22 protein-coding genes are annotated in these 22,797 nt (G+C 52.3%); 18 read left to right on the forward strand and 4 right to left on the reverse strand.

What is annotated here, in order from left to right; genetic code table 11:
* Positions 1-23: 23 nt before the first annotated feature.
* Positions 24-863 carry a dienelactone hydrolase family protein gene (locus ACZRKO_RS20840; protein WP_463739149.1) on the reverse strand — a complete coding sequence of 280 codons (840 nt, stop codon included), beginning with the start codon at positions 861-863 and terminating at the stop codon, positions 24-26.
* A 429-nt stretch (positions 864-1,292) separates the two neighbouring features.
* On the opposite strand from ACZRKO_RS20840, the gene udp reads away from it, so the two are divergent.
* The 11 genes from udp (at position 1,293) to tatD (ending at position 11,062) form a co-directional block, all read left to right on the forward strand.
* Positions 1,293-2,048: a uridine phosphorylase gene (udp, locus tag ACZRKO_RS20845; RefSeq protein WP_463739150.1), complete on the forward strand. Its 756-nt coding sequence runs from the start codon at positions 1,293-1,295 to the stop codon at positions 2,046-2,048.
* 117 nt (positions 2,049-2,165) lie between these two features.
* Positions 2,166-2,948, forward strand: coding sequence for a tyrosine-protein phosphatase (locus tag ACZRKO_RS20850; RefSeq protein ID WP_463739151.1), 783 nt, complete (start codon positions 2,166-2,168; stop codon positions 2,946-2,948).
* Positions 2,949-3,023: 75 nt separating this feature from the next.
* Complete coding sequence (locus ACZRKO_RS20855) at positions 3,024-3,551, forward strand: DedA family protein (protein WP_463739152.1); 528 nt, start codon at positions 3,024-3,026, stop codon at positions 3,549-3,551.
* A gap of 157 nt (positions 3,552-3,708) precedes the next feature.
* Entirely contained in the window at positions 3,709-5,259 is a 1,551-nt protein-coding gene (gene rmuC / locus ACZRKO_RS20860) for a DNA recombination protein RmuC (RefSeq protein WP_463739153.1), read from the forward strand.
* Positions 5,260-5,401: 142 nt separating this feature from the next.
* Positions 5,402-6,157: a bifunctional demethylmenaquinone methyltransferase/2-methoxy-6-polyprenyl-1,4-benzoquinol methylase UbiE gene (gene ubiE / locus ACZRKO_RS20865; RefSeq protein ID WP_463739154.1), complete on the forward strand. Its 756-nt coding sequence runs from the start codon at positions 5,402-5,404 to the stop codon at positions 6,155-6,157.
* Positions 6,158-6,170: 13 nt separating this feature from the next.
* On the forward strand, positions 6,171-6,779 hold the full coding sequence (gene ubiJ / locus ACZRKO_RS20870) for a ubiquinone biosynthesis protein UbiJ (protein WP_463739174.1): 609 nt from the start codon (positions 6,171-6,173) through the stop codon (positions 6,777-6,779).
* Positions 6,776-8,407 (forward strand): ubiquinone biosynthesis regulatory protein kinase UbiB, encoded by a 1,632-nt coding sequence (gene ubiB, locus ACZRKO_RS20875; protein WP_463739155.1) that lies wholly within the window; start codon positions 6,776-6,778, stop codon positions 8,405-8,407. The genes ubiJ and ubiB overlap by 4 nt, the downstream gene beginning before the upstream one ends.
* Before the next feature lie 93 nt (positions 8,408-8,500).
* On the forward strand, positions 8,501-8,770 hold the full coding sequence (gene tatE, locus ACZRKO_RS20880; RefSeq protein WP_463739156.1) for a twin-arginine translocase subunit TatE: 270 nt from the start codon (positions 8,501-8,503) through the stop codon (positions 8,768-8,770).
* 3 nt (positions 8,771-8,773) lie between these two features.
* Positions 8,774-9,445 (forward strand): Sec-independent protein translocase protein TatB, encoded by a 672-nt coding sequence (tatB, locus tag ACZRKO_RS20885; RefSeq protein WP_463739157.1) that lies wholly within the window; start codon positions 8,774-8,776, stop codon positions 9,443-9,445.
* A gap of 3 nt (positions 9,446-9,448) precedes the next feature.
* Complete coding sequence (tatC, locus tag ACZRKO_RS20890) at positions 9,449-10,219, forward strand: Sec-independent protein translocase subunit TatC (RefSeq protein WP_463739158.1); 771 nt, start codon at positions 9,449-9,451, stop codon at positions 10,217-10,219.
* Positions 10,220-10,276: 57 nt separating this feature from the next.
* Positions 10,277-11,062 (forward strand): 3'-5' ssDNA/RNA exonuclease TatD, encoded by a 786-nt coding sequence (gene tatD / locus ACZRKO_RS20895; protein WP_463739159.1) that lies wholly within the window; start codon positions 10,277-10,279, stop codon positions 11,060-11,062.
* 88 nt (positions 11,063-11,150) lie between these two features.
* Here tatD and rfaH read toward each other — a convergent pair whose 3' ends face one another.
* Positions 11,151-11,639, reverse strand: a complete 489-nt coding sequence (gene rfaH / locus ACZRKO_RS20900) for a transcription/translation regulatory transformer protein RfaH (protein ID WP_463739160.1) — start codon at positions 11,637-11,639, stop codon at positions 11,151-11,153.
* 141 nt (positions 11,640-11,780) lie between these two features.
* Between rfaH and pepE the strand changes: the two genes are divergently transcribed.
* The 3 genes from pepE to fre all read left to right on the forward strand — a co-directional run bounded on the left by pepE (position 11,781) and on the right by fre (position 14,941).
* Entirely contained in the window at positions 11,781-12,506 is a 726-nt protein-coding gene (pepE, locus tag ACZRKO_RS20905) for a dipeptidase PepE (protein ID WP_463739161.1), read from the forward strand.
* Between the two features lie 149 nt (positions 12,507-12,655).
* Positions 12,656-14,191 carry a 4-hydroxy-3-polyprenylbenzoate decarboxylase gene (gene ubiD, locus ACZRKO_RS20910; protein ID WP_463739162.1) on the forward strand — a complete coding sequence of 512 codons (1,536 nt, stop codon included), beginning with the start codon at positions 12,656-12,658 and terminating at the stop codon, positions 14,189-14,191.
* A 48-nt stretch (positions 14,192-14,239) separates the two neighbouring features.
* Positions 14,240-14,941, forward strand: a complete 702-nt coding sequence (fre, locus tag ACZRKO_RS20915; RefSeq protein WP_463739163.1) for an NAD(P)H-flavin reductase — start codon at positions 14,240-14,242, stop codon at positions 14,939-14,941.
* A 173-nt stretch (positions 14,942-15,114) separates the two neighbouring features.
* On the opposite strand, the gene fadA is transcribed toward fre, so the two are convergent.
* Together fadA and fadB are read right to left on the reverse strand one after the other, a co-directional pair.
* Positions 15,115-16,278, reverse strand: a complete 1,164-nt coding sequence (gene fadA, locus ACZRKO_RS20920) for an acetyl-CoA C-acyltransferase FadA (protein ID WP_463739164.1) — start codon at positions 16,276-16,278, stop codon at positions 15,115-15,117.
* 11 nt (positions 16,279-16,289) lie between these two features.
* A complete protein-coding gene (gene fadB, locus ACZRKO_RS20925) occupies positions 16,290-18,479 on the reverse strand; it encodes a fatty acid oxidation complex subunit alpha FadB (protein WP_463739165.1) in 2,190 nt (729 codons plus the stop codon).
* A 185-nt stretch (positions 18,480-18,664) separates the two neighbouring features.
* Here fadB and pepQ point away from each other — a divergent pair, with 185 nt between their 5' ends.
* From pepQ to hemG, 4 genes are read left to right on the forward strand one after another with little or no spacing between them, the layout of a single operon-like run.
* Positions 18,665-19,996 (forward strand): Xaa-Pro dipeptidase, encoded by a 1,332-nt coding sequence (gene pepQ / locus ACZRKO_RS20930; protein WP_463739166.1) that lies wholly within the window; start codon positions 18,665-18,667, stop codon positions 19,994-19,996.
* Entirely contained in the window at positions 19,996-20,607 is a 612-nt protein-coding gene (locus tag ACZRKO_RS20935; protein WP_463739167.1) for an IMPACT family protein, read from the forward strand. Before pepQ ends, ACZRKO_RS20935 begins: the two co-directional genes overlap by 1 nt.
* A gap of 40 nt (positions 20,608-20,647) precedes the next feature.
* Positions 20,648-22,099: a Trk system potassium transporter TrkH gene (trkH, locus tag ACZRKO_RS20940; protein ID WP_463739168.1), complete on the forward strand. Its 1,452-nt coding sequence runs from the start codon at positions 20,648-20,650 to the stop codon at positions 22,097-22,099.
* 34 nt (positions 22,100-22,133) lie between these two features.
* Entirely contained in the window at positions 22,134-22,673 is a 540-nt protein-coding gene (gene hemG / locus ACZRKO_RS20945) for a menaquinone-dependent protoporphyrinogen IX dehydrogenase (protein WP_463739169.1), read from the forward strand.
* The last annotated feature ends 124 nt before the right edge of the window (positions 22,674-22,797 follow it).

Genomic DNA, 22,797 nt, shown 5'->3' on the forward strand with positions numbered 1-22,797 from the left:
TCTGATAGCAGAGGCACGTTGTATTATTTGACGCCATATTTCTCGAACCATTCCAGCATGCGTTGCCAGCCATCGGCAGCGGCTTCGGGATTGTAGCTGGCCCGGTAATCGGCATTAAAAGCATGACCGGCTTCCGGATAAACGATGATTTCTGCCGTGGCATTCGCGGCGCGGATAGCCTGACGCATGGTCTCCACACTCTCGAGCGAAATGCCTGAGTCCTGGCCGCCATATAAACCGAGTACCGGTGACGTCAGATCGACCGCTTCATCCACGGGGTGTGTCGGGCTGGTCAGCGTTTTGTCACCCACTAACTTGCCATACCAGGCCACACCAGCTTTCAACTGCGGGTTGTGCGCGGCATAAAGCCAGGTAATACGACCACCCCAGCAAAAACCGGTGATAGCCAGTTTTGAGGTATCTCCGCCGTGCTGTGACGCCCAGTGCGCCGTGTGGTCAAGATCCGAGAGCACTTGTTGGTCGGGCACCTTGCCCACGACTTTACCGATGATATCGCTGATTTCTGTGTAATCGCGTGGGTCACCTTGGCGGAAGTAGAGTTCAGGCGCGATAGCCATATATCCCTGTTTCGCCAGCCGGCGGCATACATCCTGAATGTGTTCATGCACCCCGAAAATTTCCTGCACCACCAATACTACGGGCAATTTCCCGGTGTAATTCTCCGGGCGCGCAAGATAGGCTGGCATATCCTCACCTTGAGACGGGATGGTCGTCTGTCCGGCGTGCAGGCCTTCAGCATCAGTATGTATCGTGGTACTGGCGACAGGAGTAACAGCCGGTGCAAAGCTGGTCGGAGCCTGTTTTACTTGCGGTGTAGGTACAGGTAAGTCGTCATTCTTCATTTCGGTCTCCATACTTTTCTTATGCTATAAGTCGCGCTGTTGTTTTTAAACTATAGCCATAAAGTCACTACGGCAAGACACAAGACATATCCTATAGTTAGGCTACGTCTAAAAAAGTCGTAAGATTCAGGCTCAGAATGAAGGCGTTATTCGCCTGAGTGTAAAAACGACCTCTCACGTTTTAAAACAGACATCGGCCCGCACAGGTCGATATCTGTACCGTTTTCGAAGGGCAATGAGAGAATTTTAACCAGTATAAAAAAACGCCAAATAAGGCTTTTATTGTGAATTTGATCACGTTTTAAATGTACGTCGTATTTTTGTTGTTACGTCATAGTGACGTTCGTCACGAAATAACGGCACAATGATCAGTAGAGTAGCCGGGTGTCCTCCTGCGAAAATATGACCTTAAATAAAGAGGAGTTTGTTATGTCTGACGTTTTCCACCTTGGCCTGACCAAAAAAGATTTAAATGGCGCGACGCTGGCTATCGTTCCTGGTGACCCTGAGCGCGTTGAAAAGATCGCCAAACTGATGGAGAACCCAGTGCGTCTGGCTTCTCATCGCGAATTTACCTCATGGCGCGCAGAGCTTGATGGCAAATCTGTCATCGTTTGTTCTACCGGTATCGGTGGCCCGTCTACCTCTATTGCCGTTGAAGAGTTAGCCCAGCTCGGTATCCGTACCTTCCTGCGCGTGGGAACAACCGGCGCAATTCAGCCACACATCAATGTGGGCGACGTTCTCGTTACCACGGCGGCTGTGCGTCTTGATGGCGCAAGCCTGCATTTCGCCCCGATGGAATTCCCAGCGGTCGCTGATTTTGACTGTACAACGGCGCTGGTTGCCGCAGCGAAGGCCGTTGGCGCTGAAACGCACATTGGTGTGACGGCCTCTTCGGATACCTTCTATCCGGGTCAGGAGCGTTATGACACCTACTCTGGCCGCGTGGTTCGTCGCTTTAAAGAGTCGATGAAAGAGTGGCAGGAAATGGGCGTGATGAACTATGAAATGGAGTCTGCGACGCTGTTGACCATGTGCGCAAGCCAGGGGCTGCGTGCCGGTATGGTCGCGGGCGTTATCGTTAACCGTACCCAGCAAGAGATTCCTAATGCTGAGACGATGAAAAAAACCGAAAGTCATGCGGTGAAAATCGTCGTAGAAGCCGCGCGTCGCCTGATCTAAAGGTTATCGCTTTGCTTTCTCTGATGAAAAACGGGCTACTCAGGTGGCCCGTTTTTTATATTACAACGTGAATCTGTTAAGGTCTGAGGATAGATAATTCAAGGAAAAGGACCTTTTATGACAGCAACTATTTTGCTCCATCCCTCGCTGACTCCTCTTGAAGGTGGCATTAATTTCCGCGAATTAGGCGGCAACAGTGCTGCCGACGGACGCCGCATCAAACGCGGCTGGTTGTATCGCTCCGGTTCGCTTGATGCGCTGACACCCAAAGATGGTGACTATCTGAGTAAAGTCCCTGTCGCGCATATTCTCGACTATCGTGATACGGATGAAGTCGCCGCCAAGCCCGATGTTCTTTGGCACGGTGTGCAGTATCACCATGCGCCTGCTAATCCTCTGAGCCATGAAGTTAACGCTAATCTCGAAAAGCTGACTGAACACACCATCAACGCCTTTGAACCTGAAGCTTTTATGCTCGAGCTTTACCGCCGCCTGCCATTTAACAATGCGGCATACCAGCAACTCGCAAACCTGCTGATGCAACCAACCGGCGGTGCGATAGTGCAGCACTGCGCAGTGGGTAAAGATCGCACGGGTATTGGTTCTGCGCTGGTGCTTTTTGCGCTGGGTGCTGACCGGAATACCGTGCTGGAAGACTATCTGCTGACTGACACTACGCTGGCCCCTTTCCGCGAACAAATGCTCGATAAAATGTCCATCCGGCTCAACGAAAAAGCGTTGGAAAAATTTGCGTATGTTCTTTCTGTGCGTGAAGCATTTATCGACACCGCGCTAAAATCTATCGACGACCTATACGGTTCCACCGATCTGTGGCTGGAAAAAGAGTATGGCCTGGCGGCAGAGCAGCGTGAGAGTCTGCGCGAGCGCTACCTTGAGTAGTATTTGTCTGCAGGAAGCACGGTTTGCCGTTAATCAAAATCTCTGATTTTAAAGCCTGTTTTACGAGGAAATCTTTTGACCCTTAACGACGTTATTCACCTCACTACCGAGTTTGTTCGTGCACATGAGGTCTGGGCTGTACCCATTGTTTTTTTCCTCGCGTTCGGTGAATCGCTGGCATTTATCTCACTGCTGCTTCCCGCCACCGTGATTTTGTTAGGGCTGGGCGCACTGATTGGCGAAAGTGGTATTCCCTTTTGGCCTATCTGGGCAGCCGCAGCCGCTGGTGCCTTCTTCGGTGACTGGTTTTCTTACTGGGTTGGCGACCATTTCAAAGACCGTGTTGGTAATTTCTGGCCGTTTTCAAAACATCCGCAAATGCTTGAGCGCGGACATGCCTTCTTTGAAAAGTGGGGTATGCCCGGTGCCTTTATCGGCCGCTTCTTTGGCCCACTTCGTGCGGTAGTCCCTCTGGTGGCCGGTATTTGCGGTATGCCGCAGCGTTATTTCCAAATAGCCAATGTTACCTCTGCCTTGATATGGGCGTTTGGCGTGCTGGCTCCCGGTGCCTTTGGTATTCAATGGCTCAGCCGGTGGTTGTGATCTTGTGACGCTACGCCGGTTTGTACAAGAGGGGATCGGGTGAGAAATTACGTCTTGCGAGACGTGTCGCAAAGTATCGAAGCGTCTAAAAATGGGCTGGACATCCATACAGCATGACATTACCTTGGCCGCAAGAATTGACTGAAATGGAGAGTCCGTGGACATCAGCATCCTCTATCTGATGGGCGGTGGTTTAGCTGGCTTATTGCTGGGCTGGCTGATTGCCAGCCTGCTTCAACAGCGACGTCAAACCGAGCATGAAACCCAACGCCGTCTACTGCAGCAGGCGCTTGAGCAGCAGCAAGCAGAAAACGAAAGCCTGAAGGCTGAGCGCCAACAGGTGCAACAACATAGCCGTCAGTCTGAACTGGAGCTGCGCAATTTGCACAGTGACCTGGCGGGCAGCCGTGAAAAGTTGCTGAGTCTGGCCCACTGGCAAAGCGAGTGCGAACAGCTTAATCAGGAACTGCGAGCTCAGCGTGAAATCAACAGCGCTCAGGAAGCCGAACTACGGGAAGTCTCGACGCGCCTTGATGAAACTCGCATGGCGGCCGAAGACAAACAACGGCTACTGATCAACAGTGAACAACGGCTCACGAGTCAGTTTGAAAATCTCGCTAATCGTATTTTTGAACATAGCGGACGCCGTGCTGACGAGCAAAACAAGCAGAGCCTCGACAAGCTGTTGTTGCCGCTGCGTGAACAACTGGATGGGTTCCGCCGTCAGGTGCAGGACAGTTTTGGTCAGGAAGCGCGTGAACGGCATACGTTGTCCCATGAGATCCGTAACCTCCAGCAACTCAACGAGCAGATGGCGCGTGAAGCCATCAATCTCACTAAAGCCCTGAAAGGGGATAATAAAACTCAGGGTAACTGGGGGGAGGTTGTTCTGAGCCGGGTGCTTGAGGCCTCCGGCTTGCGCGAAGGGTATGAATACCAGACGCAGGTCAGCGTGCAGGTAGATACCAATAGCCGTATGCAACCTGATGTTGTGGTGCGGTTGCCACAAAACAAAGATGTGGTGATTGATGCCAAAATGACGCTGGTGGCCTATGAGCGTTATTTCAACAGTCAGGATGATATTGAACGCGACATTGCCCTGAACGAGCATATTGCTTCCGTACGCGGTCATATCCGTCTGCTGGGACGCAAAGATTATCAGCAATTACCGGGGCTGCGCAGCCTCGACTATGTGCTGATGTTCATTCCTGTCGAACCGGCTTTCCTGCTGGCTATCGACCGGGAGCCCGAATTGATCAGCGAAGCGCTTAAGCACAACATTATGCTGGTGAGCCCGACCACATTGCTGGTGGCATTAAGAACTATCAGCAATCTGTGGCGCTATGAACATCAAAGTCAGAACGCCAAGCGTATCGCTGACCGCGCTGCACGACTGTATGACAAGCTGCGTCTGTTCGTTGATGATATGGAGTCGATGGGGCAAAGTTTGGAAAAAGCGCAGGGTAGTTATCGCCTGGCGATGAATAAACTGTCGCAGGGTCGCGGTAACGTGATCGGTCAGGTAGAAGGATTCCGCGCTCTGGGCGTTGAGGTTAAGCGGCCCATCAGCCCCTCTTTGGCTGAGCAGGCGAAAGCGGATAACGAACCGGAAACCGCCGTTTCTCTTGAAAATTCGCCATCACAAGAGAACCAACCGCTGTCATCCGAGTCCAGTGAAAGCGATGCTGACCGGTTACGCGAACAATAATAATCAGGTCTGATCGCCGTTGCTCCTCAGTCATTCTTCCTGTGAATATCTTTGGAGGTTCAATCAGCATCGGTGATGGGGCTTTCCCCGGGGTTCTGGTACACTTTCCCCAAGAGTTTGACTGAATAAGCAGGCATAAAAAATGGAAAAGCAGACGCAGGAAACCACGCATTTTGGTTTCCGTACCGTAGCGAAAGATGAAAAAGCGGAAATGGTGGCAGAAGTTTTCCACTCCGTTGCCGCCAAATATGACTTGATGAATGACCTGATGTCCTTTGGTATTCATCGTATCTGGAAGCGTTTCACAATCGACAGCAGTGGCGTTCGCCGCGGGCAGCGCGTGCTTGATCTCGCGGGCGGTACTGGCGATCTCACCGCTAAATTCTCTCGCCTGGTCGGTGAAACGGGTGAAGTGGTGCTGGCAGATATCAATGATTCAATGCTGAAGATGGGACGCGAGAAGCTCCGCAATCTGGGTATTGTCGGCAACGTCAGCTACGTGCAGGCGAACGCTGAAGCATTGCCATTCCCTGATAATTATTTTGATTGCATCACCATTTCTTTCGGCCTGCGTAACGTGACCGAAAAAGAGAAAGCGCTGCGCTCAATGTTCCGCGTGCTGAAGCCGGGTGGTCGTTTGCTGGTGCTGGAGTTTTCCAAACCGCTGCTGGCTCCGCTTAGCAAAGCCTATGACACTTATTCATTTCATATTTTGCCGCGCATTGGTGAACTCGTCGCTCAGGATGCAGAGAGCTATCGCTATCTGGCGGAGTCAATCCGTATGCACCCCGATCAGGAAACACTCAAAAGCATGATGGCTGATGCGGGTTTCGAAAATGTAACCTACAGCAATTTGACCGGTGGCATTGTCGCGCTGCACCGTGGTTTTAAGTTCTGAGATGAGTATGCCGATGTTGTTAACGCCGTTACTGACCGCCGCGATTGAAACGTCGCTGAATTATCTGCTGTTCAGGGACCGCAGTTTAAAATCTGCGCGTGCCCGCTTAGCAGGGAAAGTTTTGCGTGTTGAATTGCAGGAACTGAGCTCTCCGCTGACGTTTATCTTCAGTGAGCAGAAGATTGATGTTCTGGGACAGTGGGACGGGGAGGCGGATTGCACCGTGACTTCAACGTTGTCCGTGCTGCAAAAATTACGCGATCGGCAGCAACTCTCTCCGCTGATGCGCAGCGGTGAACTGATTGTGGAAGGCGATATTTCCGTTGTTCAGCAGTTAGTCGCACTGGTTGATCTCGTTGAGTGGGAGCCCGCTGAATTTCTTGCGCCCTACGTTGGTGACATCGCAGCACAGGGCCTGACTCAGGCTGTAGCTGGGGGTTTTCGTCTGCTGAAAAATAGCCTTAAACGTCAGCAAAGCTATGTGGCACAAACGCTCACTGAAGAGTGGAAACTGGCACCCGGCGCGCTTGAAGTCGTCTGGTTTAACGATGAAGTCTCCGCGCTGGCCCGTGAACTTGATGCACTGGATAAGCGTTTCAATAAGCTGGAGGATACGCCATGACTCCAGGTGAAATGCGACGCCTGTACCTGATTATTCGCATGTTTTTGACTTATGGTCTTGACGAACTGATCCCCAAAATTCGTTTGACGCTGCCACTGCGCATGGGACGCTACCTGTTTTTCTGGTTGCCATACCGCCACAAAGATAAGCCTCTCGGCACGCGCTTGCGTCTGGCTCTTGAGCAGCTGGGCCCCGTGTGGATTAAGTTTGGTCAGATGCTCTCTACGCGGCGCGACCTTTTTCCCCCGCAGATAGCCGACCAACTGGCCTTACTGCAAGATCACGTTGCCCCTTTCGATGGCGCGCTGGCCCGCAAACAGATTGAAGAAGCCTTAGGCGGTCCGCTGGAAACCTGGTTTGACGAGTTTGACCAGACTCCGCTGGCCTCTGCCTCTATTGCGCAGGTTCATACCGCCGTACTGAAAGAAAACGGCAAGCCAGTAGTATTGAAAGTGATCCGCCCGGACATTCTGCCGATCATCAAGGCGGATATTCGTCTGATGTCCCGTCTGGCCGGTTGGGTTCCCATACTGCTGCCTGATGGCCGCCGTCTGAAACCTCGTGAAGTGGTGCGCGAATATGAAAAAACGCTGCTTGATGAACTGAATCTGCTGCGTGAATCAGCTAACGCTATTCAGTTGCGCCGTAATTTTACGGGCAGCCCGATGTTATATGTTCCGGAAGTGTATCCGGATTATTGCAGCGAGCGGCTGATGGTGATGGAGCGCATTTACGGAATTCCTGTTTCTGACATCAAAGCGTTGGAAAAGCAGGGTACCAACATGAAACTGTTGGCTGAGCGCGGTGTTCAGGTGTTCTTTACTCAGGTCTTTCGTGACAGTTTTTTCCATGCGGACATGCACCCGGGCAACATCTTCGTCAGCTATGACACCCCTGAAGATCCTTGCTACATAGGCATTGATTGCGGCATAGTTGGTTCCCTGAACAAAGAAGATAAGCGCTATCTGGCAGAAAATTTTATCGCTTTTTTCAACCGCGATTATCGCAAAGTGGCTGAGCTGCATGTCGATTCAGGCTGGGTTCCCCGTGATACAAATGTTGAAGAGTTTGAATTCGCAATCCGTACCGTCTGTGAGCCGATTTTCGAAAAGCCTTTAGCGGAAATTTCATTTGGTAACGTGCTGTTGAATCTGTTCAACACAGCGCGCCGCTTTAATATGGAAGTACAGCCTCAGCTGGTTCTGCTGCAAAAAACGCTGTTGTATGTTGAGGGCTTAGGGCGTCAGCTTTATCCTCAGCTTGATCTCTGGACGACGGCAAAACCTTTCCTTGAAAGCTGGGTGAAAGATCAGGTTGGCTTACCGGCGATGCTGCGGGCGTTTAAAGAAAAAGCACCTTTCTGGATTGAGAAAATGCCTGAGATTCCCGATCTGATTTATCAAAGCCTGCATCAACATAAGCTTTTGCAATACAACATCGAGAAGCTCTCTTCACAAATGCAGCATCAGGGCGTGCGCCAGGGGCAATCCCGATATCTGTTCGGTATTGGTGCCACTCTCCTGCTAAGCGGTACAATCCTGTTGCTTGGTCAGGTAGAGATTTATCCGGCATGGCTGATGGCAGCCGGTGTGGTTTCTTGGCTCATTGGCTGGAAACGCAGCAGCTGAAACAGACTGGCTGTAGAACGATTTAATGTGTTTAAAATTGAGTGTCGCCTCCGGCGACAATGAATGTAGTTCCTTCATATTGAGGTGAAGATAATGGGTGGTATTAGCATTACACAACTTCTGATCATTGCAGTGATCGTGGTCCTGCTGTTCGGCACCAAAAAACTGCGTACTTTAGGTTCCGATTTGGGTTCTTCCATCAAAGGTTTCAAAAAGGCCATGGGTGATGAAGACACAACAACTAAAGTACATAAAGAGAGCGATACTACGAACGCTGACGCTGATTTCACGGCTAAACCTCTTGAGGTTAAACCCGAAGTGAAAGCGGAAGAAACGAAGAGCCAAAACAAAGAGCAGGTATAAACCGTGTTCGACATAGGATTTAGTGAACTGTTGCTGGTGTTGGTGATTGGTCTGGTTGTTCTTGGGCCTGAGCGTTTGCCAGTGGCCGTCAGAACAGTTGCAGGCTGGATCCGTGCGCTACGCGCCATGGCGGCCTCAGTACAAAATGAGTTATCCCAGGAACTGAAACTTCAGGAACTGCAGGACAGCCTCAAGAAAGCTGAAGAGTCTGGTCTTAAGAATTTAACGCCAGAAATCAGAGCCTCTATGGATGAGCTTAAAGAAGCTGCTGAGTCAATGAAGCGCTCCTTTACTGCCGAGCCTGATGCTGCTGCAAAAGCGGTAGAAGCTGCCTCGGCTGAAGGCAATACCATTCACAATCCGGTGGTTCAGGAAGCTGAAGCTTTGCATGACGAAGGGATTTCACCCGCAACTGCCAGCCATGTAGCCTCTTCGCCAGCGAAGGCGCCACAAAATGCGGTGGAAGCAGCGGTGGCCTCCAGCAAGCCGCTTCATCAGGCTGAAACGGCTGCCGAAGCGCATGTCGCCCCGTCATCTGCGCATGAGGCTGTGCCAGAGACGGCGCCGCCGGTTTCAGTGAATAACGCTGATGCCATCGATACTCCGGCTCCGGCAGGTGAAACAGTGCCAGCGGCGAAACCGACCCCTTCTACTCAATCTACAGGCGAACGTTAAAACATGGCTGTTGAAGATACCCAACCGCTTATCAGCCATCTGATAGAACTGCGTAAGCGTCTGCTCAACTCCATCATTTGTATTCTGGTGGTGTTCCTGGCTTTGGCCTATTTTTCCAATGATATTTACTATCTGGTCTCGGCTCCGCTAATTAAGCAAATGCCGTTGGGTGCGAGCATGATTGCCACCGATGTGGCATCGCCATTCTTTACCCCAATCAAACTGACCATGATTGTTTCGGTGTTTGCCTCTGCACCGTTTATTCTTTATCAGGTCTGGGGTTTTGTGGCCCCTGCGCTGTATAAGCACGAACGCCGTCTGATGATGCCATTGCTGTTCTCCAGCTCACTGCTATTTTACCTCGGCATGGCGTTCGCTTATTTTGTGGTATTCCCACTGGCATTTGCCTTCTTTGCTAAGACAGCCCCGGCTGGCGTTCAAATTGCGACGGACATTAATAACTATCTCGATTTTGTCATGGCACTGTTTATGGCCTTTGGCGTGTCATTTGAAGTGCCGATCGCCATTGTGTTGTTGTGCTGGAGTGGCGTAACAACGCCAGAAGACCTGAAGAAGAAACGTCCTTATGTTCTTGTTGGCGCATTTGTCGTCGGTATGTTGTTGACGCCGCCTGACGTGTTCTCGCAAACACTGTTGGCAATCCCGATGTATTGTTTGTTTGAAATCGGTGTGTTCTTTGCCCGTTTCTATGTCGGTAAGCGACGTCGTTCTGACGTTGATGCTGAAGACGACGAACAGGATCAGGCTTCCTGATAGGATCATTGACGTAAAAAACCGCCCTGTTGGGCGGTTTCTGTTTTAGGACGCAGTATGTTTGAAATTGGCGTGAACCTTACCAGTAACCAGTTTGATAAAGACCGCCCGCAGGTTGTTGAGCGTGCACGGGCCGCGGGGCTTTCCGGAATGTTAATTACCGGGACATCGGCGGCGGAAAGCGGTGAGGCGGCACAGCTTGCTGCACAATATCCGCAGTTCTGCTGGTCAACTGCTGGCGTGCATCCGCATCAGGCCAGCAGTTGGAACCCTGAAACCGAACTGACCATCCGGACGCTGGCCGCCAGTCCACAGGTCGTGGCAATCGGTGAATGCGGGTTGGATTTTAATCGTAACTTTTCACCAGCAGATCGGCAGGAAGTGGCTTTCAGTGCGCAGCTGGCACTGGCTGCTGAGCTCGAACTGCCGGTATTTCTGCATTGCCGTGACGCCCATCCGCGCTTTGCCGATCTGCTGACCCCGTGGCTGAGCAAACTGCCGGGCGCGGTTGTGCACTGTTTTACCGGAACCGAGCAGGAACTCGAACTGTATCTGGCGCTTGGGCTTTCAATCGGTATTACCGGTTGGGTATGTGATGAGCGGCGGGGGCTGGAGTTACGCGGGATGCTCAGCCAGATACCGGCTGAGCGGCTGCTGCTCGAGACTGATGCACCTTACTTGCTTCCACGGGATATGCCTGAAAAGCCAAAAAACCGGCGAAATGAGCCTGCTTTTTTACCGCATATCATTCATCAAGTGGCGCTTTGGCGTGGTGAAGACCCGGCATGGTTGGCGCAAAAAACTGAAGATAATGCGCGCGCGCTGTTTGGTTTATCACGCTAAGTCGCACAGATAACAAAAGGCACCTCAAGAGGTGCCTTTTGTTTTATGCCAAAATCTTACACATCATGAGATGACGAGCGATCGTCGGTCAAATTTTCTGGAAATGTGTGTTATCGAGGCTTTGCTTAACCTGTTGATTGATAAGATTGAGCATCAGCAATGAACGGGCTTCGCCATCAGGTTCGGTATAAATTGCTTCGAATCCTTCGAAGATACCCTGGGTAATGACGACTACGTCGCCGCTGTGCGGGGTCTCTGGATCGCGGACTTCTGGCATCGGCTGAGTCATCAGTTGATGGATGACATCGGGATGCACTGTCGCCAACTGCGGGCCAAAGCGGACAAAATGGCTGACACCGCGCGTCGCACTAATAGTGGTTGTATGGATACGTTCGGGATCAAACTCGATAAACAGATAGTTTGGGAACAAGGGTTCACTCACCGCCGTTCTGCGGCCACGCACTATTTTTTCCAGTGTGATCATCGGAGTTAAACAGTTAACCTGTTGACGCTCCAGATGTTCTTTAGCACGCAGAAGTTGCCCGCGTTTGCAATATAATAAGTACCAGGATTCCATAGTCTCACACGCCATCAAGTCTCACTGGTCAGCATAACAAAAGTGACTGGCGATAGACAGGCAGGTGGTTGATTGCATACGAACGCCAAGCGTATCGTGGCATATTACACAAGTGTCTAACGACAATAACGGAGAAGCGTCATGGAGTTGTTCTTGCTGAGTAACGGTAAGCTTTCGGGTGAATCCACGCTGTTAGGCTATGCCAATGAACATATTCAGGCGATGTTAAAAGCCCGTAATATTACCTCTGCTGTTCTGATCCCTTATGCTCTGATCCGCAGCGACTACGACGCGCGTGCGCAGGAGCTTGAAAAGGCGCTGGGTATTAAGGTCAGCAGTATTCACCATGCCGAAACGCCTGCTGAAGCTATCGTGCAGGCGGAGTGCATTCTGATAAGCGGCGGGAATACCTGGATGCTGAATCAGCTGTTGCACGAAAACGGGCTGATCGTTCCTATTCAGCGTGCGGTTCGCGAACGCAATGTGCCGTATATCGGCTGGAGCGCAGGGTGCAATGTGGCGACACCAAGTATTCGTACCACCAATGATATGCCGGTGCGTAATTCAGTGGTGCTGCCTTCTCTGGGCCTCTTCCCGGTGCAAATCAATCCGCACTATATCGACGCGCATCTCAGCGGGCATATGGGCGAAACCCGCGACGAACGCATTGCTGAGTTTTGTGCGGTTAACCCGAGCGAGTCAGTGATTGCGCTGCGTGAAGGCAGTCTTCTGAAGGTTTCTGGTAATGATCTGAGTTACTTCAGCGCCAAAGGGCAGGGCTTTAAAGTGTTCCGTCACGGTCAGGATATTCATGAATATCAGGACACTCAGGCGTTGAGTTCGCTGGTGTCGTTTAACTGCCAATAGTCGATTTCGCATCGCCAGTTCAACTGAAGTTCGGGCTGGCGGTTACACTGGCTTTTCATTATTGGTATTTACGTACTGATAACAAAAAGGCAGCAACAACTCTGGAGAGGCCCTATAATGCTCTCCCCAATTTGGCGATAAAAATCAGCATGAAATACCGTGATTTACGTGACTTCCTCTCGTTACTTGAAAAGAGAGGCGAACTGAAACGCATTACTCAGCCTGTCGATACCTATCTGGAAATGACCGAAATTGCTGACCGCACCCTGCGTGCTGGCGGCCCAGCGCTATTGTTCGAAAACCCAAAAGGTTACGACATGCCAGTGCTGTGCAATTTATTCGGTACGCCTGAGCGCGTGGCGTTGGGAATGGGACAGGAAGAAGTCAGTGCGCTGCGTGAAGTCGGTGAATTGCTGGCGTTTCTGAAAGAGCCTGAGCCGCCGCGCGGATTTCGCGATTTCTACGACAAAATGCCCAAGTTCAAGCAAGTGATGAATATGCCGACCAAGGTTCTGCACTCGGCACCTTGTCAGGAACTGGTTTGGGAAGGGGATGACGTTGATCTGTCGCGTATTCCGGTGATGCATTGCTGGCCGGAAGATGCCGCGCCGCTTATCACCTGGGGTCTAACGGTAACCCGTGGCCCGCACAAACAGCGTCAGAATCTGGGGATTTACCGCCAGCAGGTTCTGGGCAAGAATAAAGTGATCATGCGCTGGTTATCCCATCGCGGTGGCGCGCTGGATTTCCAGGAGTGGTGCCAGCAAAACCCGGGTAAACCCTTCCCGGTTTCCGTTGCACTTGGCGCGGACCCGGCGACGATTCTTGGCGCAGTGACGCCGGTGCCGGATACGTTATCGGAATATGCGTTTGCCGGCCTGTTGCGTGGCAATAAGACTGAAGTCGTAAAATGCATTTCCAACGATCTCGAAGTGCCCGCCAGTGCCGAAATTGTTCTGGAAGGTTATATTGACCCGGCCGAACTGGCGCCAGAAGGTCCTTACGGTGATCACACTGGCTACTACAATGAAGTAGACAGTTTCCCGGTGTTTACCATTACACATATTACTCAGCGCAAAAACGCCATTTATCACTCCACCTACACCGGCAGACCACCCGATGAACCTGCGGTGCTGGGCGTGGCACTGAATGAAGTCTTTGTGCCGATTTTAAAGAAACAGTTTCCAGAAATTGTGGATTTTTATCTGCCGCCTGAGGGCTGTTCATACCGACTGGCCGTCGTTACCATGAAAAAGCAGTATGCCGGTCATGCCAAGCGCGTGATGATGGGCGTCTGGTCATTCCTGCGTCAGTTTATGTACACTAAGTTTGTGATTGTCTGCGATGACGATATTAATGCCCGCGACTGGAACGACGTTATTTGGGCGATCACAACCCGTATGGATCCTGCGCGGGACACCGTGTTAGTCGAAAATACGCCGATTGATTATCTCGATTTTGCCTCACCGGTTTCCGGTTTGGGGTCGAAGATGGGCTTAGACGCCACGAATAAATGGCCGGGTGAAACGCAGCGCGAATGGGGCCGTCCTATTGTTAAGGATCCTGCCGTGACCGCGCGCGTTGATGCCATCTGGGACGAATTGGGCATCTTTGCCGGTGATAAGTATTCCAGTAAAGCACCAACGTATAATAAAAATGCAGACGGCGGCAGCGCGAAGAAATAACCGTGTCGCCGTTCTCCGCCTTGCTTTGATGACCCACAGAGGGAACGCATGACAATATTGAGCTGTAAAGTAACCTCGGTTGAGGCCATTACTGATACGGTGTACCGGGTACGGTTATCGCCGGAAGCGCCGTTTTCTTTCCGTGCCGGTCAGTATCTGATGGTAGTGATGGATGAGCGCGATAAACGCCCATTCTCCCTGGCCTCTACGCCTGCCGAAAGCGACACGATTGAGCTGCACATCGGTGCTTCAGAGTTGAATCTGTATGCGATGGCCGTGATGGACCGCATCTTGAAAGAACAAAATATTACCGTGGATATTCCCCATGGTGATGCGTGGTTGCGTGACGACGGTGATCGCCCGCTGGTGCTGATCGCTGGGGGCACTGGTTTCTCTTATGCACGCTCAATATTGGTGGCAGCGCTCGAGCAGCAGCCGGGGCGCGATATCTCAATCTATTGGGGCGGTCGTGAACTCAAACATCTTTATGATTTGGGTGAACTGGAAGCGCTGAGCGTGAACCATCCAAACCTGAAGGTGATCCCGGTGGTTGAACAGCCGGAAGAGGGCTGGCAGGGAAGAAGCGGTACCGTATTAAGCGCCGTGCTGCAGGACTTTTCCACGCTGGCTGGCCACGATATTTATATTGCCGGACGTTTTGAAATGGCGAAAATTGCCCGTGAGCGTTTTGTGGCAGAACGTGGTGCGCAGGAAGATCGTATGTACGGCGATGCGTTTGCCTTCATTTGATTTCCTGTCATCCTGCGTGTTGTCTCTGCGTTGGCTGCCTTTGCTTATCCCCGTTACTTACGTATGTAAGTGACGGGGATTTGCGCAGTTGGCGTCTTGATACAACACGCATGATTTAGGGAAATATCAAATCATCCAATAAAGCAGGTAAATTCCCGCTTTTTTGCGTTTTATCAGACTCTCTCGAAAACGGTCGCGATACCCTGGCCCAGCCCGATACACATCGTGGCTACGCCAAACTGGACGTCGCGGCGCTCCATCAGGTTAAGCAGGGTGGTAGAGATTCGTGAGCCGGAGCACCCGAGCGGGTGGCCTAGAGCAATGGCGCCACCGTTGAGATTGACGCGCTCTTCCATGGTTTCCAGCAGCCCCAAATCTTTCGCGCACGGTAAAGCCTGTGCAGCGAAGGCCTCGTTCAGTTCAAACAACCCGATGTCCTGCACGCTCAGTCCGGCGCGTTTCAATGCCAGACGGGTTGCCGGTACTGGCCCATATCCCATAATCGACGGGTCACAACCCACCACCGCCATCGCTTTAATGCGGGCGCGGGCTTTGAGGCCGAGAGATTTGGCTTTTGATTCGCTCATGAGAAGCATGGCGGACGCGCCGTCGGACAGTGCCGATGAACTGCCCGCCGTGACGGTGCCGTTAACCGGGTCAAACGCAGGGCGCAGCGCAGCCAGCGTTGCCACCGTGGTTTCCGGGCGGATCACTTCGTCATAGTTGTAGTTGGTCAGCACGCCCTCTGCGTCATGCCCGTCGGTCGGTACGATTTCATGGGCAAAGTGCCCGGCAACCGTGGCGGCATGTGCGCGCTGGTGTGAACGGGCAGCAAATTCATCCTGCATTTCGCGGCTGATCTGATGCATTTTCGCCAGCATTTCGGCGGTCAGCCCCATCATGCCTGCGGCTTTTGCCACGGTGCGGCTGAGCCCCGGATGGAAATCCACGCCGTGATTCATCGGCACATGGCCCATATGTTCTACGCCACCAATCAGGCCGACGTGGGCATCACCGACCATAATGGCGCGGGCAGCATCATGCAGTGCCTGCATGGAAGAACCACACAGACGGTTGACCGTGGTGGCCGGAACGCTATGAGGGATTTCAGCCAGCAGCGCAGCATTACGGGCAATATTGAAGCCTTGTTCCAGGGTCTGCTGAACACAGCCCCAGTAAATGTCATCGATCTCTTTCGGATCAAGCGCCGAATTACGGGCCAGAATGGCGCGCATCAGATGTGCGGATAAATCCTCGGCACGCACATGACGAAATGCCCCGCCTTTTGAACGGCCCATCGGTGTGCGGACGGCGTCAACAATGACTACGTTTTCCATGATTTCGATCCTTATGCCTGAGTGCCGGTGCTGAGATCTTCCAGCGGTGCTGCGACCGGATAATAAGTGTCATTCGTTTCGGCTTTGTCGCGTAACCCAACCGGTGCCTGATACAGCGCGCCGAGGTGCGCGTATTGCTCAGTCATTTTCAGGTAGGCAGCACTGCCCAGAGTATCGAGATAGCGGAATACGCCGCCGTGGAACGGTGGGAAACCAATACCGTATACCAGCGCCATATCAGCTTCGGCAGGACTGGCGATAATTCCCTCTTCCAGACAGCGGACAACTTCGTTAATCATCGGGATCATCATGCGGGCGATAATTGCTTCCTGCGTGAATTCGGCCTTTTGGGCGCCATTTTCAGCCAGCAATTTATCGACCTGATCGTCGTTATCTTTACGCGGTTTGCCTTTGCTGTCTTCGCTGTAGCGGTAGAAGCCGAGCTGATTCTTCTGACCGAAACGCTGGTTGTCGAACAGTACATCGACGCCATCGCGATACTCTTTTGCCATACGGTCCGGGAAACCGGCAGCCATCACGGCCTGTGCATGATGTGCGGTATCGATTCCCACCACGTCGAGGAGATAGGCCGGCCCCATTGGCCAGCCGAACTGTTTTTCCATGACTTTGTCGATCTGGCGGAAATCCGCACCGTCACGCAGTAACAGGCTGAACCCGGCGAAGTAAGGGAACAGCACGCGGTTAACGAAGAATCCCGGACAGTCGTTGACGACAATCGGCGTTTTGCCCATGGTCAGGGCGTAGGAGACAATGCGCGACAGGGTTTTATCTGAGGTTTTAGCGCCGCGCACGATTTCAACCAGCGGCATGCGGTGAACCGGGTTGAAGAAGTGCATGCCGCAGAAGTTTTCGGGACGTTTCAGCCCGGCCGCTAACTGATCGATGGGAATGGTCGAGGTGTTAGATGCCAGCACGGTATCGATGTCCAGCAGGGATTCCGCTTCCGCCAGCACCGCCGCTTTGATTTTTGGATTCTCCACCACGGCTTCTACGACAACTTTCGCGCGCTCAATACCGCTGTAGCTCAGCGTCGGCTGAATGGTGGACAGTACTTTTGCCATGTTCAGGCCATCAAGTTTGCCGCGTTCCAGTTGTTTATTTAGCAGTTTGGCGGCTTCGTTCATGCCGAGCGTCAGGGATTTGTCATTAATGTCTTTCATAATGACCGGCACGCCTTTCAGTGCAGACTGGTAGGCGATGCCACCCCCCATGATCCCGGCACCCAGCACGGCAGCCTGAACGGTTTTCTCACTGTCACTGGCCAGTTTTTTGGCTTTGGCTTTGACGAACTGATCGTTAAGGAAAATACCGACCAGCGCGCGGGCTTCTTTTGATTGAGCGAGCGGCACGAAGCTGGCGGTTTCCAGCTTGAGTGCTTCTTCACGACCTAATTTCGCCGCCGCTTCAATGGTTTTTACTGCCGTCATCGGCGCGGGGTAATGCTTTCCTGCCGTTTGCAGCACCATACTTTTGGCTACGCTGAAGCTCATCGTGGCTTCAACCGGGCTCAATTTCAGCGGCTGACGCTTTGGTTCACGGCGGGTACGCCAGTCCAGTTTTCCGTCAATTGCCTGCTGTAATATGTTCAGCCCGGCATCACGGAGTTTATCTGCGGCGACTACGGCGTCTACCAGCCCGACTTTCAGTGCATCTTTGCCGCTGATGTCTTTACCGGCCGCGATGATCTCCAGCGCACTGTCGGCGCCAAGTAAGCGCGGTAAACGTACTGAGCCGCCAAAGCCTGGCATGATCCCAAGCTTAGTTTCAGGCAGGCCAATGCGTGCGTCAGGCGTGGCAATACGGAAATCCGTTGCCAGCACGCATTCGCAGCCGCCGCCCAGTGCATATCCCGCGATGGCAGAAAGGGTGGGTACAGGTAAATCTTCCAGACGATTAAAGATGCTGTTGGCAAAATTCAGCCACTGGTGCAGCTTTTCCGCCGGGGCATTAAACAGGGAAAGGAATTCAGTAATGTCGGCACCGACGATAAACGCCGGCTTGGTCGAACTCAGCAGCAGGGCTTTTAAATCGTTCTGTTTTTCCAGCACGCCGATCGCTTCGCCAAGACTGGCGACGGTGCGGGTATCGAGCTTGTTAACGGAGCCCGGTGCATCAAACACCAGCTCGGCAATACCGTCGTGGAGCCAGTGCAGGTGTAGTGTTTCGCCTTGGTAGAGCATGTGTCTCTCCTGAATCATCTGGGATGATCTGGTATGACCAGATGAATGGAGTGTGGTTTTTATGTTAATAATTTGCAAATGAGATGAGTGTAATTTGCAGGCAAGATCACAAACCTTCCGGGGCTACGACCCGTGCGTGGCTGTGATAAGATGCGGCATCGTTGTGCAGGAAAAAGGACAGTTTGATGGAATCGCTCACTACGCTTTACAAAGAACACATCGCCACGCTGCAAGGGCGTGCGCGCGAAATACTGCAACGCAATCAGCTTGATGCGTTATTGATTCACTCGGGTGAATTGATGACGACTTTCCTTGATGACCATAGCTATCCGTTCAAAGTGAACCCGCAATTCAAAGCCTGGGTGCCCGTCACCAAAGTGCCAAATTGCTGGTTATGGGTTGATGGCGTAAACGCGCCCAAACTCTGGTTCTACTCACCGGTAGATTACTGGCACAGTGTTGAACCGTTGCCGGAGACTTTCTGGACCCATGAAGTGGCGCTTTCGCCGCTGGCGAAAGCCGATGACATCAGAAATCAGCTGCCTGCGGATTTAAAACGCGTCGCCTATATCGGTTCAAGCCAGGCTCAGGCACTAAATATGGGGGTCGTGGCAGATAACATTAACCCCAAAGCGGTGCTGGACTACCTGCATTATCACCGCGCGTATAAAACGGGCTACGAATTAGCCTGTATGCGCGAAGCGCAAAAAGTCGCGGTCAGTGGCCATCGCGCAGCGCAGGAAGCCTTCTTGTCAGGCATGAGCGAGTTCGATATTAATCTCGCTTATCTGACAGCCACCGGTCATCGCGATACCGATGTGCCTTATGACAACATTGTGGCGCTGAATGAACACGCTGCGGTGCTGCATTACACTAAACTTGATCATCAGCCACCGTCTGAGATGCGCAGCTTCCTGATTGATGCTGGTGCCGAGTACAACGGTTATGCCGCCGATTTGACGCGAACTTATGCAGCAGATCCGGCCAGCAATTTTGCCGCGCTGGTGAAGGACTTAAATAGCGAAGAGTTGGCGCTGATTGGAACGATGAAACCTGGCGTCAGTTACACCGACTATCATATTCAGATGCATCATCGTATTGCCAAAGTGCTGAAGGCCCACAAGCTGGTGGTGGATATCAGTGAAGAAGCGATGGTCGAGAAGAACCTAACCGGGCCATTCTTGCCGCATGGGTTGGGCCATCCACTTGGCTTACAGGTTCATGACGTCGCAGGTTTCATGCAAGATGAGCAGGGCACGCATCTGGCGGCGCCGTCGCAGTATCCTTTTCTGCGCTGCACCCGTGTGATCCAGCCGGGTATGGTATTAACCATTGAGCCGGGCCTGTATTTCATCGAATCACTGCTGGCACCCTGGCGTGATGGCGAGTTCAGCAAGCATTTTGCCTGGGATCGTATCGAAGCACTGAAACCGTACGGCGGGATTCGCATCGAAGACAATATTGTCATTCACGATAATCATATTGAAAACATGACGCGTGATTTGAAACTTGCCTGATGCAGCCTTATCCGGTTCCTGCTGAAGCCGTCAGTTTCAGTGAGGAAATAAAGAAGAGCCGCTTTATTACGTTTCTGGCACACACCGGAGGCGTAGAAGCGGCTAAAACTTTTATACAAGATGTAAGAAATCAGCATCCGGCAGCGAGACATCACTGCTGGGCGTTTGTTGCGGGCGCGCCAGCGGATTCGCAGCAGCTGGGTTTCTCTGATGATGGTGAACCCGCGGGCACGGCGGGAAAACCGATCCTCGGGCAGTTGATGGGAAGTGGTGTTGGTGAGATCACCGCAGCCGTGGTGCGTTATTATGGCGGCATCATGTTAGGTACCGGCGGTTTGGTAAAAGCCTACGGTGGCGGTGTTCAGCAGGCGCTGAAACTCCTTACGGTTTATCAAAAAGTCCCACTGGCAGAATATAAGCTGCACTGCGACTATCCCCAGCTTGCTTTGGTGGAAAGCCTGATGCAGCAGATGGGTGGGCAAATTTTACAGAGTGATTACGGTGCTGCTGTCGAACTGCGTCTGGCATTGCCTGCCGCAGAAGCGTCGGCAATTGTCATCCGTTTATATGATCTCAGTCGCGGCACGCTTCAGTTGCAGCCGGTTTCATAAATTCTTATTCAATGGTTAATTCGCTGAGGAACGCGACAGCATGCATTTTCGTGCCATAACACGCATCGTGGGGGTGCTTGTCATCCTGTTCTCCGGAACGATGATTATTCCCGGATTAGTCGCGCTGATTTATCGCGATGGCGCTGGGCGCGCATTCAGCCAGACGTTCTTTGTCGCACTGGCTATCGGCCTTTTCCTGTGGCTACCGAACCGAAAACAGAAGAGTGAGCTCAAGCCACGCGAAGGTTTCCTGATTGTCGTGCTGTTCTGGACAGTTCTGGGAAGCGTGGGGGCATTGCCTTTCCTGTTCTCTGAGCGCCCGAACCTCTCGCTGACTGATGCCTTTTTTGAATCCTTCTCCGGTTTAACGACAACCGGAGCGACCACTCTGGTGGGTCTGGATTCGCTGCCGAAAGCCATTCTGTTTTACCGCCAGATGCTCCAGTGGTTTGGGGGGATGGGAATCATTGTGCTGGCCGTCGCCATCCTGCCTATTCTGGGCGTCGGCGGGATGCAGCTCTACCGCGCGGAAATGCCGGGGCCGCTAAAGGACAACAAGATGCGCCCGCGTATTGCAGAAACAGCGAAAACGCTGTGGCTGATTTACGTTCTGCTGACCATCGCCTGTGCGCTGTCGCTCTGGGGGGCGGGGATGTCGGTATTTGACGCCATAGGTCATAGCTTCTCGACGATTGCGATTGGTGGGTTCTCAACCCATGACGCCAGTATCGGCTATTTTCATAGTGGTACGATTAACACCATCATCGCGGTATTCCTGCTGATCTCCGGCTGTAACTACGGTCTGCACTTTGCCGTGCTGAGCGGACGTAACCTGAAGGTGTACTGGCGTGATCCGGAATTTCGTATGTTCATCGGTGTGCAGCTTACGCTGGTGGTGGTCTGTACGTCGGTGCTCTGGATGCATAACGTCTACAGTTCCGGGCTGGAAACGCTGAATCAAGCGTTCTTCCAGGTAGTATCAATGGCGACGACCGCGGGTTATACCACTGACAGTATTTCCAAATGGCCCCTTTTCCTGCCGATCTTGCTGTTGTGCTCGGCCTTTATTGGTGGCTGTGCGGGGTCGACCGGTGGCGGTCTGAAAGTCATTCGTATCCTGCTGCTTTATTTACAAGGGTCGCGCGAGCTAAAACGCCTGGTCCATCCGAATGCGGTCTACACCATTAAGCTCGGCAACCGTGCGTTGCCGGAACGTATTATCGAGGCCGTATGGGGATTCTTCTCAGCCTATGCGCTGGTCTTTATCGTCAGTATGCTGGCTATTGTCGCGACGGGCGTAGATAACTTCTCTGCCTTCGCGGCCGTAACGGCAACATTGAATAACCTCGGGCCGGGGCTTGGTGTGGTGGCCGACAACTTTGCGTCAATGAATTCGACGGCAAAGTGGATCCTTATCGTCACGATGTTATTTGGCCGACTTGAAGTGTTTACATTATTGGTTCTGTTCACGCCGACCTTCTGGCGAGAATAATTCAGAACCTTATAAAGAGAGAAAGGAACCTGTTATGAAAGCACTGGTGCTCTATTCAACACGTGATGGGCAAACGCATGCCATTGCTTCTTATATCGCGAGCTGCATTAAAGAGAAGTGTGAATGCGATGTGATTGACCTGATGCACGTGCAGCATGTCACGCTTTTTCAATACGATAAGGTGCTGGTGGGGGCGTCAATTCGCTATGGCCATTTCAATTCGGTATTGGATAAATTCGTCAAACAGAATATCAAACAGCTTAACAGCATGCCGTCGGCGTTCTTTGCGGTGAACCTGACGGCGCGTAAACCTGAAAAGCGCACGCCACAGACTAACTCCTATGTACGCAAGTTTCTGATGGCGACACCCTGGAAGCCTGCTTTATGCGGAGTGTTCGCCGGCGCGCTGCGTTATCCGCGCTATCGCTGGATAGATAAAGTCATGATTCAACTTATTATGCGCATGACCGGTGGCGAAACGGATACCAGTAAAGAAGTGGAATACACCGATTGGGAGCAAGTTAAGAGGTTTGCTGAGGATTTTGGCAAGTTATCGTACAAAAAACCGCTCTGATGCTGGATCTCTGGGCGTATCGCCCAAAAAAAGAACGGTCAGTCATTTATTTGAAATTAAGGGTTGCGGCCTTCTGAGAACTCCCTATAATGCGCCTCCACTGACCGGGAACAACGACTCCTCT

The sequence above is a fragment of the Ewingella sp. C233 genome, from assembly GCF_055407225.1.

What these genes read in the sequence shown, in the direction of transcription:
- ubiB (WP_463739155.1), top strand. Translation starts at nt 6,776, where the DNA reads ATGACTCCAGGTGAAATGCGACGCCTGTACCTGATTATTCGCATGTTT.
- ACZRKO_RS20850 (WP_463739151.1), top strand. Translation starts at nt 2,166, where the DNA reads ATGACAGCAACTATTTTGCTCCATCCCTCGCTGACTCCTCTTGAAGGT.
- pepE (WP_463739161.1), top strand. Translation starts at nt 11,781, where the DNA reads ATGGAGTTGTTCTTGCTGAGTAACGGTAAGCTTTCGGGTGAATCCACG.
- tatD (WP_463739159.1), top strand. Translation starts at nt 10,277, where the DNA reads ATGTTTGAAATTGGCGTGAACCTTACCAGTAACCAGTTTGATAAAGAC.
- ACZRKO_RS20935 (WP_463739167.1), top strand. Translation starts at nt 19,996, where the DNA reads ATGCAGCCTTATCCGGTTCCTGCTGAAGCCGTCAGTTTCAGTGAGGAA.
- tatE (WP_463739156.1), top strand. Translation starts at nt 8,501, where the DNA reads ATGGGTGGTATTAGCATTACACAACTTCTGATCATTGCAGTGATCGTG.
- ubiE (WP_463739154.1), top strand. Translation starts at nt 5,402, where the DNA reads ATGGAAAAGCAGACGCAGGAAACCACGCATTTTGGTTTCCGTACCGTA.
- fadB (WP_463739165.1), bottom strand. Translation starts at nt 18,479, where the DNA reads ATGCTCTACCAAGGCGAAACACTACACCTGCACTGGCTCCACGACGGT.
- trkH (WP_463739168.1), top strand. Translation starts at nt 20,648, where the DNA reads ATGCATTTTCGTGCCATAACACGCATCGTGGGGGTGCTTGTCATCCTG.
- pepQ (WP_463739166.1), top strand. Translation starts at nt 18,665, where the DNA reads ATGGAATCGCTCACTACGCTTTACAAAGAACACATCGCCACGCTGCAA.
- hemG (WP_463739169.1), top strand. Translation starts at nt 22,134, where the DNA reads ATGAAAGCACTGGTGCTCTATTCAACACGTGATGGGCAAACGCATGCC.
- udp (WP_463739150.1), top strand. Translation starts at nt 1,293, where the DNA reads ATGTCTGACGTTTTCCACCTTGGCCTGACCAAAAAAGATTTAAATGGC.
- fadA (WP_463739164.1), bottom strand. Translation starts at nt 16,278, where the DNA reads ATGGAAAACGTAGTCATTGTTGACGCCGTCCGCACACCGATGGGCCGT.
- ubiJ (WP_463739174.1), top strand. Translation starts at nt 6,171, where the DNA reads ATGTTGTTAACGCCGTTACTGACCGCCGCGATTGAAACGTCGCTGAAT.
- rfaH (WP_463739160.1), bottom strand. Translation starts at nt 11,639, where the DNA reads ATGGAATCCTGGTACTTATTATATTGCAAACGCGGGCAACTTCTGCGT.
- fre (WP_463739163.1), top strand. Translation starts at nt 14,240, where the DNA reads ATGACAATATTGAGCTGTAAAGTAACCTCGGTTGAGGCCATTACTGAT.
- ACZRKO_RS20840 (WP_463739149.1), bottom strand. Translation starts at nt 863, where the DNA reads ATGAAGAATGACGACTTACCTGTACCTACACCGCAAGTAAAACAGGCT.
- tatC (WP_463739158.1), top strand. Translation starts at nt 9,449, where the DNA reads ATGGCTGTTGAAGATACCCAACCGCTTATCAGCCATCTGATAGAACTG.
- ubiD (WP_463739162.1), top strand. Translation starts at nt 12,656, where the DNA reads ATGAAATACCGTGATTTACGTGACTTCCTCTCGTTACTTGAAAAGAGA.